Origin of the sequence: Comamonas serinivorans, from assembly GCF_002158865.1 — a bacterium.
In the GTDB taxonomy this organism is placed as follows: domain Bacteria; phylum Pseudomonadota; class Gammaproteobacteria; order Burkholderiales; family Burkholderiaceae_C; genus Comamonas_E; species Comamonas_E serinivorans.
Window position 1 is genome coordinate 4347777 of sequence record NZ_CP021455.1, and the last position, 18188, is coordinate 4365964.

The 18188-nt window shown below is 69.7% G+C and carries 12 protein-coding genes and 1 pseudogene; 9 read left to right on the forward strand and 4 right to left on the reverse strand.

Features of this window, described 5'->3' with window-relative positions:
* Positions 1-9: 9 nt before the first annotated feature.
* From hemE to CCO03_RS18655, 4 genes are all read left to right on the forward strand, one after another.
* Positions 10-1134 (forward strand): uroporphyrinogen decarboxylase, encoded by a 1125-nt coding sequence (gene hemE, locus CCO03_RS18640; RefSeq protein WP_087283521.1) that lies wholly within the window; start codon positions 10-12, stop codon positions 1132-1134.
* An 805-nt stretch (positions 1135-1939) separates the two neighbouring features.
* A complete protein-coding gene (gene priA / locus CCO03_RS18645) occupies positions 1940-4195 on the forward strand; it encodes a replication restart helicase PriA (RefSeq protein ID WP_087283523.1) in 2256 nt (751 codons plus the stop codon).
* Between the two features lie 128 nt (positions 4196-4323).
* Positions 4324-6057 carry a phospholipase D-like domain-containing protein gene (locus tag CCO03_RS18650; protein ID WP_087283525.1) on the forward strand — a complete coding sequence of 578 codons (1734 nt, stop codon included), beginning with the start codon at positions 4324-4326 and terminating at the stop codon, positions 6055-6057.
* A 278-nt stretch (positions 6058-6335) separates the two neighbouring features.
* Positions 6336-7661 (forward strand): MFS transporter, encoded by a 1326-nt coding sequence (locus tag CCO03_RS18655; RefSeq protein ID WP_087283527.1) that lies wholly within the window; start codon positions 6336-6338, stop codon positions 7659-7661.
* A gap of 540 nt (positions 7662-8201) precedes the next feature.
* Here CCO03_RS18655 and CCO03_RS18660 read toward each other — a convergent pair.
* Entirely contained in the window at positions 8202-11384 is a 3183-nt protein-coding gene (locus tag CCO03_RS18660; protein WP_157667801.1) for an Hsp70 family protein, read from the reverse strand.
* A 9-nt stretch (positions 11385-11393) separates the two neighbouring features.
* Positions 11394-11594, reverse strand: a complete 201-nt coding sequence (locus CCO03_RS18665) for a hypothetical protein (protein ID WP_087283531.1) — start codon at positions 11592-11594, stop codon at positions 11394-11396.
* A 213-nt stretch (positions 11595-11807) separates the two neighbouring features.
* Between CCO03_RS18665 and CCO03_RS18670 the strand changes: the two genes are divergently transcribed.
* Entirely contained in the window at positions 11808-12095 is a 288-nt protein-coding gene (locus CCO03_RS18670; RefSeq protein WP_087283533.1) for a GNAT family N-acetyltransferase, read from the forward strand.
* A 58-nt stretch (positions 12096-12153) separates the two neighbouring features.
* On the opposite strand, the gene CCO03_RS18675 is transcribed toward CCO03_RS18670, so the two are convergent.
* Positions 12154-13305 carry a CaiB/BaiF CoA transferase family protein gene (locus tag CCO03_RS18675; protein ID WP_087283535.1) on the reverse strand — a complete coding sequence of 384 codons (1152 nt, stop codon included), beginning with the start codon at positions 13303-13305 and terminating at the stop codon, positions 12154-12156.
* 186 nt (positions 13306-13491) lie between these two features.
* Here CCO03_RS18675 and CCO03_RS18680 point away from each other — a divergent pair, with 186 nt between their 5' ends.
* A complete protein-coding gene (locus tag CCO03_RS18680; protein WP_087283538.1) occupies positions 13492-13803 on the forward strand; it encodes a hypothetical protein in 312 nt (103 codons plus the stop codon).
* Positions 13804-14361: 558 nt separating this feature from the next.
* Here the strand turns inward: CCO03_RS18680 and CCO03_RS18685 are convergent.
* On the reverse strand, positions 14362-15429 hold the full coding sequence (locus CCO03_RS18685) for an MBL fold metallo-hydrolase (RefSeq protein WP_087284928.1): 1068 nt from the start codon (positions 15427-15429) through the stop codon (positions 14362-14364).
* 152 nt (positions 15430-15581) lie between these two features.
* Here CCO03_RS18685 and CCO03_RS18690 point away from each other — a divergent pair.
* The 3 genes and pseudogenes from CCO03_RS18690 to can all read left to right on the forward strand — a co-directional run.
* Positions 15582-16034, forward strand: a pseudogene (locus CCO03_RS18690) (MerR family transcriptional regulator); the annotation flags it as partial.
* A 182-nt stretch (positions 16035-16216) separates the two neighbouring features.
* A complete protein-coding gene (locus CCO03_RS18695) occupies positions 16217-17395 on the forward strand; it encodes an isovaleryl-CoA dehydrogenase (RefSeq protein ID WP_087283544.1) in 1179 nt (392 codons plus the stop codon).
* Between the two features lie 48 nt (positions 17396-17443).
* Entirely contained in the window at positions 17444-18115 is a 672-nt protein-coding gene (gene can, locus CCO03_RS18700; RefSeq protein WP_087283546.1) for a carbonate dehydratase, read from the forward strand.
* The last annotated feature ends 73 nt before the right edge of the window (positions 18116-18188 follow it).

Genomic DNA, 18188 nt, shown 5'->3' on the forward strand with positions numbered 1-18188 from the left:
TCGCCGACAATGGCTGCCATGAGCACGACTTTCGCCCCCCTGCAGAACGACACCTTTTTGCGCGCCTGCCGGCGCCAGGCCACGCCCTACACGCCCCTGTGGCTGATGCGCCAGGCCGGCCGCTACCTGCCCGAGTACAAGGCCACGCGCGCCCAGGCCGGCAGCTTCATGGGCCTGGCCACGAACGTGGACTACGCCACCGAGGTCACGCTGCAGCCCCTGGCGCGCTTTCCGCTGGACGCGGCCATCCTGTTCTCCGACATCCTCACCGTGCCCGACGCCATGGGCCTGGGCCTGTCGTTCGCCGAGGGCGAAGGTCCGCGCTTTGCCAAGGTGGTGCGCGACGAGGCCGCCGTGGCCGCACTGGCCGTGCCCGACATGGACAAGCTGCGCTACGTGTTCGACGCCGTCACCAGCATTCGCCGCGCCCTGAACGGCCGCGTGCCGCTGATCGGCTTCTCGGGCAGCCCGTGGACGCTGGCCTGCTACATGGTCGAAGGCCAGGGCAGCGACGACTACCGCCTGGTCAAGGGCCTGATGTATGCGCGCCCCGACCTCATGCACCGCATCCTGGCCATCAACGCCGACAGCGTGGCCGCCTACCTGAACGCGCAGATCGACGCCGGCGCCCAGGCCGTGATGATCTTCGACAGCTGGGGCGGCGTGCTGGCCGACGGCGCCTTCCAGGCCTTCAGCCTGGCCTACACCCAGCGCGTGCTGGCCCAGCTCCAGCGCACCGGCGCAGATGGCGCGGACGTGCCGCGCATCGTCTTCACCAAGGGCGGCGGCCTCTGGTTGACCGAGATGCAGGCGCTGGACTGCGAGGTGCTGGGTCTGGACTGGACCGTGAACCTGGGCCGGGCTCGCGCCCTGGTCGGCGGCGAGGTGGGCGGCCCCGGCAAGGCCCTGCAGGGCAACATCGACCCCAACGTGCTGTTCGCCCCGCCCGAGCGCATCGCCGAACAGGTGCAGGCCGTGCTGGGCAGCTTTGGCCCCGCTCACACGGACCCCGCCACCACCGGCCCCACGCACATCTTCAACCTGGGCCACGGCATCAGCCAGTTCACCCCGCCCGAGCACGTCGCCGCGCTGGTCGAGGCTGTGCACAGCCGCTCGCGCCGCACGCTGCGCTGAAGGGCGTGCGACCGCCCCATGGCCCGCCCGTGACCACGCATCGCGCACTTGTGCACAGGCGCGTCGACACGGCGCCAAAGGACAGTTTTCCCCAGCCCCTATTCACGGCCTGGGCCACATGGCCCAAGTTGTTGATTTACATGACTTCACCCCCCTGCTCAATCGGCAGGCAATCCAATGGAAGCCGCATGGGGCAAGGCTTTGGCACCTTGTGCCTGTGGATTTCAACAAAATTATCCACAGAAGCTGGGTGGCAATCCACATTGTCCATTCAATCAACCACTTGCGAGCATCTGTGAATTTTTCAGCTCACGATGAACTCCTGTTCGCAGCCTGTGGATAAGGTGTGGGTGTCGGTGGAAGAGTCGGCAACCTGGGGCGCGATCCAGCAACCCGGCCGGCCTGTCGGACATCGCGGCGTTGTGCCACCGGTGTCGCGGCCGGAAAGCGCCGAATTGCGGGCTTGTGCACCGCGACTCACGCCCATCTGATCCCAGAAATGGTGACAATTTCGTTGTCAAGACTTGACTTATGCACACAAGCGTGCCGTGGCCGACGACCTGATCCACAGGCCTACCCCCTGCTGAACAATATGTGCAAGTGATTGATTTCAAAGACATCACCACCATCCGCCGCCGCCCCTCCCATCCAGCCCCAAGCCCGTGCCGCAAGGCGGGCGGCGCCATTGGACCAGGTTTTTCAACAAAGTTATCCACAGACTTCCATCCACACACCCCTCTTGCCTTAAAAACAAAGCCTTAGCCACCAAAGTGAAGATCCTTTCGAACTTGAAAGCCGTGACCCCATGACGCATCCGGTCTGCCTGACCGTGGCCGTGGCCACACCGACCCACAGCGCCTTGTCCACCCCCCTCAGCTACGCCAGCGCCCAGGATTGGCCCCCGGGTCAACTGCTGCGCGTGCCGCTGGGCGCGCGCGATGTGCTCGGCGTGGTGTGGGACCACCCCGGCGGCGCGGCCCCCGATCCGGGAGAACGGTCGCTGCGCGCCGTGGTGGAGGTCTGGGACGCCCTGCCCCCCTTGGACGCCCACTGGCGCGCCTTGGTGGCCTTTGCCGCGCGCTACTACCAGCGCAGCGTGGGCGAAATGGCCCTGGCCGCCCTGCCGCCCGCCATGCGCACGCTGAACCAAGAGCAGCTGGCGCGCCGCCTGGCCAAGCTGGCCCCCAAGGCCCCCGCCCCGCGCAGGCGCACCGCCAAAGCCTCGCAGGCAACTGCTTCCGAGACGGCCCTGGCAACCGCCGAGGGCAGCCCGGCCGCGCCTGGCCATGGGGCCGATCAGCCCCTGGCGGCCCGCGAGGTGCCGCCCGCGCTCACGCTGCAGCAGCGCGAGGTGCTGCAGGCGCTGTCCACCCAGCCCGGCACCTTCCTGTTGCACGGCAACACCGGCAGCGGCAAGACCGAGGTCTACATGCAGGCCGCCGCCCAGGCCCTGGCGCAGAACGCCCACGCCCAGGTGCTGGTCCTGGTGCCGGAGATCAACCTGACGCCGCAGCTCCAGGCCCGCTTCGAACGCCGCTTTGGCGCCGATGCGGTGGTGGCCATGCACAGCGCGCTCACGCCGGCCAAGCGCCTGTCGGCCTGGCTCCGGGCCCACCTGGGCCAGGCGCGCATCGTGCTGGGCACGCGCATGGCCGTGTTCGCCAGCCTGCCGGGCCTGGCCTTGATCGTGGTCGACGAGGAGCACGACCCCAGCTACAAGCAGCAGGAAGGCGCCCGTTATTCGGCCCGGGACCTGGCGGTGTGGCGCGGCCACCATGCCGGGGTGCGTGTGCTGCTGGGCTCGGCCACGCCCTCACTGGAGAGCTGGTGGGCCAGTCGACCCGCCAGCCCCGCAGCGGTGGACGATGGCACCAGCCCCGCGGCCGGCCGGGCCGGCCGCTACACCCGCCTGCACATGCCCGACCGCATTGGCAGCGACACGGCCAGCGCCGCGCTGCTGGTGCGGCGCGTGGACATGAACCACCAGCCGCGGGGCGCCGTGCTGGCGCCGCCGCTGCTCGACGCCATTGGCACGCGTGCCGCGCGCGGCGAGCAATCGCTGCTGTTGCTCAACCGGCGGGGCTACTCGCCCGTGCTGTCCTGCTCGGAATGCGGCTGGAAGAGCACCTGCCCCCATTGCTCGGCCTACCGCGTGTTCCACAAGGGCGACCGCAGCCTGCGCTGCCACCACTGCGGCCTGGCCAGCCCCGTGCCCCACGCCTGCCCCGACTGCGGCAACCCCGACATCCAGGGCCTGGGGCGCGGCACCGAGCAGCTGCAGGAGCAGGTGCAAGCCCTGCTGTCGGACATGCGCCGCCCCGACGGCAGCGCGCTGCGCATCGCGCGGCTGGACGCCGACACCACCCGCCTCAAGGGCACCCTCACCGCCCAGCTGGATCAGGTGCACGCGGGCGAGGTCGACGTGCTGATCGGCACGCAGATGATCGCCAAGGGGCACGACTTTCGGCGCGTCAGCCTGGTGGCGGCCGTGCAGCCCGATGCAGCCTTGTTCGCGAGCGACTTCCGGGCGCCCGAGCGCCTGTTTGCGCTGCTGATGCAGGCCGCAGGCCGCGCGGGACGCGATGCCGGCTTTGCGCAGCAGCCCGAGATGTGGGTGCAGACCCACCAACCGGCCCACCCGCTGTATGCCGCCCTCAAGACGCTGGACTACGCCGCCTTTGCCGATGGCCAGCTCACCGAGCGCGAGCAGGCCGGGCTGCCGCCGTTCGTGCACCAGGCGCTGCTGCGTGCCGACGCCCGCACCCAGGAGGCCGCCCAGGGCTTTCTGCTGGCCGCCGTCGAGGCCCTGCGCGACGCCGCCATGCAGCAGCCGCAGCTGGCGCCTTTGCTCGACGCCGTCTACCTCTACCCCGCCGTGCCGCTGACGGTGCAACGCGTGGCCCAGGTCGAGCGCGCGCAGCTGCTGCTCGAATCGACGTCGCGCCAGGCCCTGCAGCGCCTGATGCACGCCTGGCAGCCGCTGCTGCACCGCACCCGAGCCGACAAGGCGCACAAGGCCCTGATCCGCTGGTTGTTCGACGTCGATCCACTGGGCATTTGAACGCGGCGGCCCAACGACGGAATAAGGGCGGAGCCAGGAGTGCGCATGGCACCGACCGGGGCCGCGAGCCCGTCGCCCCGCGCCTGTCCGCGAACGCCCCTAAGATGGCGCACGCACCGGCCCCCTCCATGTCCTACGATTCCCCTTCCCCTTCGCGCTACCGGCCCTTGTGGTTGCTGGTGCTGCTGTGCTGCCTCTCGGCCCTGCAAGCCTGCCAAAGCCTGCCCCGCAACGTGGTGCGTCCCAGCTCGCAGGCCTGGGCCAGTCCGCAGGCCACGCCGCTGGGCGAGCTGGTGCGCCAACGCCGCGCACAAGCCGGTGCACAGCCCGCCAACGGCTTCGCGCTGTTGCCCGGCGCCGACGAGGCCTACAGCGCTCGCCTGGCCCTGATCGAACAGGCGCGCCACACGCTGGACCTGCAGTACTACACGGTCAACCTGGATGCGAGTTCGGCCAGCCTGCTGGAGGCGCTGACCGCGGCCGCCCAGCGCGGCGTGCGCGTGCGCCTGCTGCTCGACGACTTCAACACCGCGGGCCGCAACGCCCAGGTGCTGCGCCTGGCCTTTGTGCCCGGCGTGGAGGTGCGGCTGTTCAACCCCCTGCCCGGCTCCCGCAACTCGCTGTTGACCCGCACGCTGGGCGCGCTGCCGCATTTCGCGCGCATGCAGCAGCGCATGCACAACAAGCTGTTCCTGGCCGACAACGCCGTGGGCATCACGGGCGGGCGCAACCTGGGCGACGCCTACTTCGGCCTGGGCGACAGCAGCAACTTCGTCGACCTCGACGTGCTGGCCTTCGGTCCCATCGTGCAGGACATGGGCCGCAGCTTTGACCAGTACTGGAACAACACCCTGGCCTACCCCGTGCAAAGCCTGGTGAGCCAAAGCGAACTCAACAACGCCCTGTCGCTGGAGGTGCATGCCGGCGACCTGCAGAGCGCCACCGACACCACCATGCCGCCGGCCCGCGACGTGGGCAGCGCGGTGCGCGAGACCCTGCAGGCCATGCGCGCCAAGGCCGCCCACATGCCGCCGGCCATGAACCTGCGCGAGGTGCCGCTGCACTGGGTCCCGGCCCAGCTCATCGTGGACCGCCCCGGCAAGATCTCGGCCGAGGACCACGACGGCGGACAAGATACCGTGGTCGACGGCATGGTCTCGCTGATGGGCGAGGCGCGACGCGACGTGCTGCTGGTGACGCCCTACTTCGTGCCCGGACCGCAGATCATGAAAACCTTCGAGGCCCTGCGCGCGCGCGGCGTGCGCGTGCGCGTGCTGACGAACTCGCTGGCCTCGAACGACGCCGTGGCCGCCCACGCCGGCTATGCGCGCTACCGCAAGGACCTGGTCCGCCTGGGCGTGGAGCTGCACGAGCTGCGCGGCGTCGCCATCGGCGCCTCGGGCGAGGTGCGCAGCGGCGCGCTGCTGTCGGGCTCGGGCAGCGGCACCCGCGGCGGTTCGCGCACCAGCGTGCAGGGCGCGCACGGCCCGGCCGGCTCCACCGCCACCGAGCCGCAGGCCGACGGCAGCCCCAAGCGGCTGAGCCTGCATGCCAAGTTCGTGGCCCTCGACGACCGCCTGCTGCTGGTGGGCTCCATGAACCTGGATCTGCGCTCCAAGCTGCAGAACACCGAAATCGGCCTGCTCCTGGCCAGCCGCGCCCTGTCACGCGACCTCACCCGCCTGACCGAGCTCGCGTTCGAACGCGCCAGCTACCGCGTCGAGCTGGATGGCGAGCAGCTGCGCTGGCGGGCGCCGCCCGGCGCCAATTTCCAGGACACCACGAGCGAGCCCGACGCCTCGATGAGCCTGCGCCTGCTGGCCAACGTCATCGCCCCGTTTGCCCCCGATGAACTGCTTTGATGGCAGTACATCCCTACACCCGTTTGCAATAAAACGCCAACTGGCACATACCCCTAAACAGGGGTTCAGCGACCCTCGCCACCGCGCGGCAAGCCAGATGGGTGCTGACCTTGGCGGTTGGCGGCCGGTGCCGCCGCACGCCGCGCGCTGTCGCCTTCGTCCGCCTCGCGAACCGCACAGCGAAACACCGCATTGACGGGCTGATCTGCACAGGACTACAACGCGTCACCGGCGCTGTTCAAAGCCGACGCTTTTGACAACGACAAGGAGACAACGACATGCGTTTTGTGCGCGAGCTGGACGAGTACCCCACAGGGGCCAAGCGCCGAAAAATCCTCACCATGGCGGTGCTCGCCAGCCTCATCTGTTCGTACGAGGGGGCCATCGCGCCAGTCGTGCCCCTGCTGCTCAAAGACCTGAACATGTCGTTGAGCACGTACGGGCTGATCACCGCCATCTCGTTCATCTTCGGCGCCATCGCCAGCCTGCTGGGCGGCAAGCTGGCCGACAAGTACGGCCGCGTGCGCGTGCTGATCCCGATGATGGCGGTCTGCGCGTTGCTGGCCTACTCGATGGTGCTGGTCAACACCGCCACCGAGCTGGCCGTGCTGCGCTGCATCCTGGCCTTCGTCGACGCCATCGCGATCACCACCACGGCCCCGCTGGTGCGCGATTTCTCGCCACGCATGGGCCGCGCCCAGGCCCTGGGCTTCTGGACCTGGGGACCCGTGGGCGCCAACTTCCTGTCGGCCGGCATCGCCGCCATCACGCTGCCGCTGTTCAACAACTCCTGGCATTCGCAGTTCGTCATCATCGGCACCATCTCGCTCGTGGCCTCGATCTACATCGCCATGAACATCGCCGACCTGTCGCCCCGGCTGCGTGCCGAAGTGCTGCAGACCGAGCGCAAGGTGATCGAGGACGCCAGCCACAAGCAGCCGGCGCCCGAAAGCTCGCTGCTGCGCCACCCCGTCGTCTGGGCCCACTGCATCGGCATCGGCTTCTGGCTTGCCTTCTACCTGACCATCACCGCTTTCGGCCAGACCATCATGGTCCAGGCCTTTGGGAAAACAGCGTCCGAGGCCTCGTCCATCATGGCGGGCTTCTGGGTCATGAACCTGATCGCCGTCGCCGCCGTGGGGCGCTGGTCCGACAAGCTGCAGCTGCGCCGCGTCTTTCCGCTGGGGTTCACGCTGATCCTGCTGGTGCTGCTGGCCTACTTTGCTCACCTGATGGAGCAGCCCGCCACCCCGACCTGGACGCTGGTGATCGTCGGCACGCTGATCGGCGGCGCCATGGGCAGCGCCTACAGCCCCTGGATGGCGCTGTACTCGGAAAACGCCGAGGACATCGACCCGCGCCTGCAAGGCATGGCCTGGGGCCTGTTCTACTTCGTGGTCCGCATCGTGGCCGTGGCGGTGGTCATCCTCGGCCCGCTGACGGTCGAGCACACGCAGTCGTGGCGCGTGTGGGTGCTGATTTCGGGTGGTTGCACCTTCGTCTTCCTGATCGCCATGCTGTTCTTCAAGGGCCCCTGGACCCACAAGCAACGCCTGGCCGGCCCGCAGCGCGCCGACACGCCCCTGACCGCCAGCTCGCACTGACGCGACAGCGCGCCAGGGTCTGCCGGGCCCTGGCGCGATGCAGAAGCCGCGTGTTGGCGGGGCCTCACGTGGCCTCCACGTCGCCAGTGCCCCGGGCTGAACCGCTGCATGGTGCCGCGGCCTCGGCCGAACAGACCACCGCAGCGCGGCACCTTTGGGCGCCAAACCTCGGCAGGGTATGGGTCAATTCCCGTTTCATCTGAAACGGGAATTGACCCATACCCTTTCTTCGTCCAGTTGACAATGGCCTCCTTCGGGAGGAACCGCGCGGACACACCGCGGACCGCGCCGGGCGGTCCACATCCTCTCGCGCCGTTGTTCACGAGCGTTGGGCACACGATCCACGCGCTGCGAAACGTCACCCAGCCGCTCCAGGCCCATGCAGCCAGCCCGGTGAGACAGACCCCGCCCACGAATCGCAATCCAGCGCCTTGAGTGCGGCGTGCGCGATGCAGCCGGCTCGCATCCGGCCGTCACACCGGAGCCCCCAAGGCCCTGCCGCACGTGCACGGCACAGGCCATTGGACGCACGAGCCGCGCTCAGCGCTCCAGCAGGCGCAGGCCCGGCGGCAAGGCCTCGCCCACGCTGCGCTGCAGGTCATCGTCGGACAAGGCCACCACCTCGGCCACCAGCGTGCGCCAGCGCTCCGGGGCACGCGCCTGCTGCAGGCGCTGCAGCACCTGGGCCCGCGTGGCCTCGTCCACGTCGCGCGCGCGGTCGCCAGTCATGCGGCTCATCTGCACGGCGGCGAACATGGCGGCGTCATTGCGGCGCCAGTCCTGGGCCAGCGCCGTGGTGATCCAGGCCTGCACCAGCTCGGGCGCCACCACGTTGTGCGGGCTGCCATGCAGCGGCACGCGGGCGCCGGTGCGGCCCAGGGCCCACCAGGTGGGCGTCGCCGCCGCGGCCTGCGGCAGGTGTTGCACCAGCCACTCGCCCAGTTCGGCGCGGTAGGGCGCGCTCAGGTTCTCCAGCACCGCCACCAAGCGCACCATGTCGCCCTCGGCCACCAGTGGCGAATCGGCGGCCCGATGGCGCTGGTCGGCGTGCTCCAGCGCCCCGGCGACACTGGACATCAGCGCCATCTGCTGCGCCTCGTTCAGGCCCGCGGCCACGCGGCGCCAGCAAATCCACCATTCGGCCCAGTTGCCCTGGCCCTTGGGGTAGCTCAGCCCGTCGTCGTGCAGGGCCCACAGGCTGGCCATGCGCTGCGCGTCGCGGGGCTCGCCCAGGCCCGGTCGCAGGCAGTAGCCGGCCAGGTTGAACCACACGCGCTCGTGCTCGGCCGAGCGGCGGCGGCGGCGCGCGCGCGCCATCAGCAGGTCGAACAGGGGCCGCAGCAGCGCCACGGGCCAGGTGTCGCGTCGGCCCAGCCGGCGCTCCAGCGCCTGGCGCAGGCGGCGCACCGTGCCGGCATCCACGGCATGCGCCGGTTCGCCAAACACCTCGTCCACCAGCGCCGTGACCCCTTCGGCCACGGCGGCCCAAGGCGGGGTGACGGCGCGACCAGTCAGGGCGTCCGGGGGGCTGGCCGACGCCTCGGCCGGGACGGTCGCCTGCGCACCGCGCACCGCGAACACCAGCGGCCAGCGCGTGGGGGCCTCGCCCGCCGGGGCGTCTTGGCACACACACGCGACCTCCAGCGTGCCCACCTCGCTCAGGCTGGCCTGCACGTGCACGGCAACGTCGCGTGCGGTGCGCCCGACCGCGCCGGTGCCGGTGCTGGCACCGGAGCCGTCTTCCGCATCGATCTGCGTGGTCAACGGCGGCAGCCAGACGGCCTCCAGCGCCGCGACGTCGACCACCTCGCCCGCACGCCAGGGCGTGGGCAGGCTGCTGGCCAACAGCTGAAAGCGCACGGGCTCGCCCAGGCGCAGCATGAAGCGCTGCGGCAGCGCGTGCACCACGCCCGTGGCCTGGCCGTGCGGCAGCAGGCAGACGGCCTGCATGCGTGCTGCCGCGGTGTCGTCGGCCGGCTGCAACCACAGGAAATAGCTGCGCGCGCTGCCGGCGCGAATGCGGGGCACCGGCACCAGCGGCGCGCTCGGGGCGGGTTCGCCGCCTTCATCGACAGCCGGTATACCCGTTTTCTCGATTTGTTCATGAGATCTGTGGATCGATACCCAGTCCGACTGGTGCCGACCCCACAGGTGCGCCACGGCGCCACGCGCGACGGCCCAGTCGGGGTGCGGGTTGTGCAGCACCCGCACGGGCGTCCCGCGCCAGCGGGTCAGCACCGCCGTCAGGCGCTCGACCAGGGCAGCCGCGTGGAACACGCCACCGTTGAACAGCACGGCATCGGGCACGGGCAGGCGGGCGCCGTCGTCCGGGCCCAGTTCGGACAGGTGGTCACGGCCCGGCCCCTCGCTGGCCGTGCTTGTCCCGGCTGAACCGATCCCGGCCGGACCCTGCATGACCGCGTCCAGGTGCTGCCGCATGGCGGGCGCGCTGCGTGCCAGGAAGGCGGCCAAATGCCGCGTGATGGCCGAATCCGCCGGGTGCGGCAAGCCAAAGCCCACCAGGGCCGACTGGCGTTTGCGGGGCAGCACCTCGGCGCCCTCCTGCGGCAGGAAGCCGTCCACCACCCAAGCCGCCACCTGCTCGCGCGTGAGCACGGCCGACCGGCTGCCGCCCAGCACCGAGGCGCCCGCGCCCAGCAGCGTCACCGTCAGCGACTCGGGCGCGTCGGCGGCCAGCAGCCGCTCCTTGGCCGCGCGGCACTGCTGCACCAGCAGCGCGAAGCGCGCCGCCGACAGGCGCGTGCCGCCCGACAGCGGGGCTTCCAGGGCGTGGGCGATTGCCAGGTCCATGTTGTCGCCGCCGAGCATGAGGTGCTCGCCCACCGTGAGGCGCACCAGCTGCGGTCCCGCGTCGCCCGCCGGCTCCACCGCCATCAGGGAAAAATCGGTCGTGCCGCCGCCCACGTCCACCACCAGCACCAGGCGCACGCCCTGCAGCTGCTGCGCCAACGCCGGGCCTGGCTGCTGCAGCCAATCGGTCAAAGCCGCCTGCGGTTCTTCCAGCAGCTGCACCTGCTGCAGCCCGACCAGGCGCGCAGCCTCCACGGTCAGGGCGCGTGCGCCCTCGTCGAACGAGGCCGGCACCGTGATGCACACGGCCTGTTGCGCCAGCGGCGCATCGGGGTGGCGCCGGTCCCAGGCCGAGCGCACGTGCGCCAGGTAGCTGGCCGTGGCATGCAGGGGCGACACGCGCGGCACATCGGGCGGCGCGCCCCAGGGCAGGATGGGCGCCGTGCGGTCCACCCCCGCGTGCGAGAGCCAGCTCTTGGCGCTGCTGACCAGGCGGCTGGGCACCTGCGCCCCCAGCGTGCGCGCGTGGGTCCCGATGACCGCCGGCGGATGCTCGACGGCTTCGCCCTGGTGCACGTAGCTGGCGATGGCCTGCTGCAGCTCGGCGTCGGGCGGCGGCTGCCAGGTGGGCCAGGGCTGGTTCAGGCTGGCCGCGTCCAGCTCACCCGGTGCCGGGTGGTAGCGCAGCGAGGGCAGCAGCATGCGCGCATCGACTTGCGCCGGCCCCACCAGCTGCGCGATGGGGAGCATGGCGATGCCGTCGTCGGTGACATCTGCCACCGAAGCCGATACAGGGCCTGCTACCGCATGCGCCACCGCATCGGCCAGGGCAAGGCTGGCCACCGCCACATGGCTGGTGCCCAGGTCGATGCCCACCACGTGGCGGGCGCTGGCGTGCGGAAATGGTGGCATGGCGACAGGTCAGGGGGCCAGGCACGGCCTGCGGTGCGTGCCGCGCGCTGGCGATGCGGCGATTGTGCCGGGTGCCTCGGCCCGCGGAGGGGCATGCCCCCGAGACGGCTGGGCGATGAACACCAGCGCGCTGGCGCCCACGTGGTTCAAGGCCTTGGCGGCGGCCACGGCGGCCTGCCCCATCTGCCGGCGCAAGGCGTCGTCGGTCATGCCGGGTGCAGGCGCCTCTTTTGCACCGTCTGGCGGCGCTGCAGCCCACCCGCACAGGGCCGGTGTCGGGTCGGTGAAGGCGCCGATCTCCTTCAGACAGCCTGCGCCTGAGCATCCGCGCATCGAAGGAGGTGCAGTGAACTGCGTACCCCCAACGCCCGCTCGTCCGGGCGCGGTGTCGGGCACACTGCAGGCTTTTTGCGGGACCGCACCATGACCCTTCCACCGATTGTGCTGAATGAAGCGGCGCAACGCTTTGAGCTGCACCTGGATGGCTTCACCGCGTACGAGGCGTTTGAGCGCTTTCCGGGTGGCATCAACTACCTGCACACCGTCGTGCCCGAACAGCTGAGCGGCCGCGGCATCGGCGGCGCCATCGCCCGCCATGTGCTGGACTACGCGGCGGAGCACCAACTCCAGGTGATCCCCACCTGCGTGTTCATCCGCGGCTACATCGAGAAGCACCCCGAGTACCAGCGGCTGGTGGCGACACACCCTTGAATCAAGGGGTATCAGCACCTTGCCGATGATGTCACATCGGCGATCGACCGATACCCCTTCAAGTCCCGGAGCGACCGGGCACGTGCCAGTCGGCATTGTGCTGACCCAGCGTGGGGCTGGGGCGCAAGGCCATCGCCGGCAGCCCGGCAAAGCGCATGGGGTTGGTGGGCAGCGTGACCCGGCCCAGCAAGGGGTGGTCCAGCTCGACCAGCGCGCCGCGCTCATGCAGGTGGTCGTCCTGCATGACCTCGCCCAGGTTGCGCACCGGCGACGCCGGAAACCCGTGCCGGCGCGCCGCCTCGGCCAGCTCGGCGCGGGTTCGGGTCAGCGTCCACGTGCCCACCAGCTCGTCGATGAAGGCCATGTCCTGCGCGCGCTGGGCGTGCGTGGCAAAGCGCGCATCGGACGCCAGATCCTCCCGCCCCATGGCGCGCGCCACGCCTTGCCAGTGCGCATCCTTGATGCAGAGGATGGCCAGGTAGCCGTCCTGGGCCGCGTACAGGTTGTAGGGCGCCAGCCCCAGGCCGGCGTGGCGGTTGCCGGTGCGCGGCACAAACCCCGGGTTGTCGACAAAAGCGCCGATGTACGAGGTCAGCGTGAAGTAGGCCACGTCGAGCATGGCCACCTCGCAGATGCGGCCGCGCCCGGTGCGCTCGCGCTCGAACAGCGCCGTGGTCACGGCACCGTACAGGTGCGCCCCGCCCAGGAAATCGACCGCGGCGGGGCCGGTTTTGACCGGCGGACCGTCGGGCTCGCCCGTGGCATTGAGCATGCCGGACATGGCCTGGATGGTGAAGTCCATGGCCATCATGTCGCGGTAGGGCCCGCTGGAGCCATAGCCCGACGCCGAGCCGTAGACCAGGCGTGGGTTGCGCGCCAGCAGGGATTCGGGCGACAGCCCCAGGCGGGCCATGACGCCGGGCACGAAGTTCTCGATCAGCACATCGGCCTGGTCGACCAGCGCCAGGAAGGCGGCCTTGCCCTCGGGCGTTTTCAGGTCGATGCAGACCGACTCCTTGTTGCCGTTGAGCATGGCGAACGGCAGCGAACTGCCCCCCGTGCTGCGGGTGGGATCGCCCTGGGGCGACTCCACCTTGATGACGCGGGCGCCGGCCGTGGCCAGCAAAAAACCGCAGTACGGGCCCTGGTAGACCTGTCCCAGGTCGAGCACGGTGATGCCGTCCAGCGGGTAACGGTGCGTGTGTGTCATGGTCGCCTCGAGATGCCCAGGGCCACCGCCGGGCAGATGCCGGCATGCTGACATGCGGGGCCGGCGCTGTCAGTCGCCCGCAGCCCACGCGCGCCCGGCCGCGGGCTGCGCGCCCCGGGCTGCGAGCCTCGGGCTGCGCGCCCCGGACCGGCCTCCTAGAATGCCCCATCACCCGCTGGAGGCCTCATGCAAAGCCTGGTCCGCATCACCCAAGACGAGCACACCGAATGGCGCTTTGAACTCGACCACCTGCCGGCCATGGCCAACGCCGAGGCCCGCGCCTGGCTGGACGCGCAGTTCACCGCGCTCGACTGCGAACCCCTGCGCCCCACGGGCAAGCTGCTGCTGGTGGACAAGGTGCTGGTCGTCGCCCGGGATGCCGGCGCCCGCCGGCTGGACGACCCCGAGTGGGGCCCCACGTTTGCCCGCGCCGCCAGCGCCACCTTGGGCCGGCCGCTGGTGCACATCGACCTGGCGGCGATGACCGTGTCGTACTGAGGCGGCTGCCGGGCACCTGACCGCGCCCGCCATCAACGCGGGGCCAGCGCGGTGCAGGGTGGTCCACGCACCAGGTGATGGCCTGCGCCAGGCTCAGTCCGCACATGTGTTGGGGTGCGGCCTACGGCTGGAGAGGCGCGGCGCAAGACGTGCGGCAGCGGCCGTCTGCACAGCGGCTTGGGTTCGATCGACTTGCCCCCGTTCAACGACCGCCAACCGCAGGCGCGTTGTGGCCCGCCCAGCGATGCGAGACCTGCCCTGCTTCACCGCGCCAGCGTGTCTGGCGCCAGCCCCGTGGCGCACGCGCGGTGAGCGCCACGCGCATCGCAACCGCCACCGGGGTGGCAGGCCTGTGCAGGGCGCGCCTGTGTGGCAGACCCATCAATGCGCGTTGCGGCCTGCGGCTGGTGAGTCACGAGCCGGCTTGAGCGGGGGCAGCCCGGTCTGGATGTGCCAAGGCAGTCCGGAACGTGCCGGCGGACGACCCATGCGCCGCTCGATGGCGCCTTGACGCCCAGTTTGTCGACTGACACAGGAGTACTCGATCAGAACGATGATTCAAGCAACGGCAGCAAACCGATACACCCCATTCTCATCCTGCGTGCGGGTCACGGCGCCATCGGCCCAGAGCTTGTGCAGGTGGGCCACCGATTCACCCATGGCGAACGTGGTCTGGTGCAGGTCAAGCGGGCGGTGGAAGAGGACCGGCAGCGCATCGTGCGCGCTCATGGGCTTGGCCTGGCAGGCGGCCAGCAGGTCGGCCAGGCGGTCGCGGTGGTGTTGATGCAGCTGGCGCAGGCGCTCGTGCAGCCCCATGAAGGGCTTGCCATGCGACGGCAGCACGTAGGTGTCGGCCGCCAGCGGCTCGTACTTGCGCAGCGAGTCGAGGAACTGCTGCAAGGCATTGGCGCGCGGCTCGGTGGCGTGCACGCTCACGTTGGTCGAGATACGCGGCAACACCATGTCGCCGCTGATCAACACGTTCAAGGCCTCGCAGTGCAGCGCAATGTGCTCGGGCGCATGGCCATAGCCGGAGATGCAGCGCCACTCGGTCTGGCCCAGCTGGATCCGGTCGCCGTCCTGCATGCGGATGTACTCGAGCGGCACCCCGTCCACCAGGCTGGGGTAGTAACTGGTCCGGCCGCGAATGCCCTCGAGCGCCGCTTCGTCGAGCAGGCCGTGCTGGCGCAGGAATTCGGCCGCCATGGCCCCGCCCTGCTCCGAGCCGCGATCGCCCGAGAACAGCTTGGCCGTGAGGTAGTCGGTGGCCGAGACGAACAGGGGCGCGTTCCAGCGCTCGCACAGCCAGCGCGCATTGCCGATGTGGTCGGGGTGCATGTGGGTGACGATCACGCGCACCACCGGCAAGCCCTCGAGCTCGCGCTCGAAGATCTGCTGCCACTGCTCGCGGGCATGCGGCTGGGCCACACAGGTGTCGACGATGGCCCAGCCCGGCTGGCCATCCCATTCGTCCCGCACCAGCCACAGGTTGATGTGGTCGAGCGCAAACGGCAAGCCGATGCGCAGCCACTTGATGCCGGGCGCCACCGTGAGGGCCTGGCCCAGTGCGGGCAACTGGTCGCCAAGGGGGTAGGTGAGCGCGCGCTCAAGCTCGGAAGCGTTCATGTCGGGACCCTGGGTTAGCATGACGGGCTTGTGCAGCTGACGTGGGTTCAACGTGTCGCAGGCCGAGTCCATCCATGCGATGGATTTGAACCATTCTAGGGTGGGGGTCGGCTGCACTGTCAATCACGTAGGCAACCGCTGCAGGGGCCCTCATGAGTACCACTTACCGCATCGGCGACCTGGCCCGCGAGTTCGATCTGACGCCGCGCGCCATGCGCTTTTACGAGGACATGGGCCTGCTCACGCCCGAGCGCACGGGCGCGAGTGGCCAGCAGCGCGTGTACTCGGCGCGCGACCGCGTGCGCCTCAAACTCACGCTGCGCGCCAAGCGCCTGGGCCTGTCGCTGACCGAGGCCAAGGCGCTGATCGACATGTACGACTCGCCCCGCGACACCAGGCCGCAGCTCGAGCGTTTCCTGCAGGTGCTGGGCGAACACCGGCTGCAGCTCGAAGCGCGCATGACCGAGCTGCAGGCCACGCTGGCCGAGGTGCGCGCGCATGAACGCGAGGCGCGCGCGCTGCTGCGTCAGGCGTCCGCGCAAGGCGAGGTGCAGGCCCATGCGCCCTCAGCCACAGCCGACACGCCCAAGCCCACCACCCGCCGCACGCCACGCCCCGTTGCCAAAGCCGCCAAACCGGCCGCCAAACGCGCCAACTTGTCGGCCGCCCCGGCGCGCGCCCAGCGGCGCAGCCCGTCAGGCGGATAATGATCCGCTTGACGTTAACGTCAACGTCAGCAACACAAGCACCCGCCCGCAGATGGCGATCTGATGACCAGGAGACCCCCATGAGCATGCCCGGATTGAACTTCCAGCTTGGTGAGGACGTGGACGCACTGCGCGAAGCCGTGCAGGCGTTTGCCGCCGCCGAGATCGCGCCGCGCGCGGCCGAGATCGACCGCAACGACCAGTTCCCCATGGACCTGTGGCGCAAGATGGGCGAGCTCGGCGTGCTGGGCATCACGGTGCCCGAGGCCTATGGCGGGGCCAACATGGGCTACGTGGCCCACATGGTGGCCATGGAGGAAATCAGCCGCGCCAGCGCCAGCGTGGGCCTGTCGTATGGCGCGCACTCCAACCTGTGCGTGAACCAGATCAAGCGCAACGGCACCGAGGCCCAGCGCCAGAAGTACCTGCCCAAGCTCATCAGCGGCGAGCACGTGGGCGCCCTGGCCATGAGCGAGCCGGGCGCCGGCTCCGACGTGATCAGCATGAAGCTGCGCGCCGAGGACAAGGGCGGCTACTACCTGCTCAACGGCAGCAAGATGTGGATCACCAACGGCCCGGATGCCGACACGCTGGTGGTCTACGCCAAGACCGAGCCCGAGCTGGGCGCGCGCGGCGTCACGGCCTTCCTGATCGAGAAAGGCATGAAGGGCTTCTCGATCGCGCAAAAGCTCGACAAGCTGGGCATGCGCGGCAGCCACACGGGCGAGCTGGTGTTCCAGGACGTGGAAGTCCCCGAAACCCACATCCTGGGCGGCCTGAACCAGGGCGCCAAGGTGCTGATGAGCGGGCTGGACTACGAGCGCGCCGTGCTGTCGGCCGGACCCATCGGCATCATGCAGGCCGTGATGGACAACGTCGTGCCCTACATCCACGACCGCAAGCAGTTCGGCCAGAGCATCGGCGAGTTCCAGCTGATCCAGGGCAAGGTGGCCGACATGTACACCGTGCTGCAGGCCGCGCGCTCGTTTGCATACACCGTGGGCAAGAACCTGGACAATCTGGGGGCCGAGCACGTGCGCAACGTGCGCAAGGATTGCGCCTCCGTCATCCTCTGGTGCGCCGAGCGGGCCACGCAAATGGCCAGCGACGGCATCCAGATCTTCGGGGGCAACGGCTACATCAACGACTACCCGCTGGGGCGCCTCTGGCGCGATGCCAAGCTGTATGAAATCGGCGCAGGCACCAGCGAAATCCGGCGCATGCTGATCGGCCGCGAATTGTTCGCGGAAACCATGTAGCCGGTAGGCGGGCCCGCCCGCCTTTTCGAGCAAAGGCAACGACGAACCATGGACCACAGCCAACAACCGGACTATCCGGAGCTGTTTGAGAAGAATCGCGAGTGGGCGCGCCGCGTTGAAGAGAAGAAGCCCGGCTTCTTCCGCAACCTGCAGGCCCAGCAGCAGCCCAAGTACATGTGGGTCGGGTGCTCGGACTCGCGCGTGCCGGCCAACCAGGTCATCGGCCTGGCGCCGGGCGAGGTGTTCGTGCACCGCAACGTGGCCAACGTCGTCGTGCCCACGGACCTGAACAGCCTGTCCACCATCCAGTTTGCGGTGGACGTGCTCAAGGTCGAGCACCTGATGATCGTCGGCCACTATGGCTGCGGCGGCGTGAAGGCGGCCCTGCACGACATGCGCGTGGGCCTGGCCGACAACTGGCTGCGCCACGTCAAGGACGTGCGCGATCGCCACCGTGCGCTGCTCGACGGCGTGCCCGAGCAGGACCGCGAAGACGTGCTGTGCGAGCTGAACGCCATCGAGCAGTGCGTGAACGTCGCCCACACCACCGTGATGCAGGACTGCTGGGCACGCGGCCAGAAGGTCACGCTGCACGCCTGGTGCTACGGCCTCAAGGACGGCCTGGTGCACGACCTGCACATGGACCTGAGCAACAACGAAGGCCTGGCCACCACCTACAAGGCGGCGGTCGACGCCGTGCGCACGCTGGATCGCTCCTGATCCAGTCAGGCAGTATGGAGTGATCACCGTTTTGTCAACAACGGCCATCCGCCCATACTGCGCTTTTCATTTC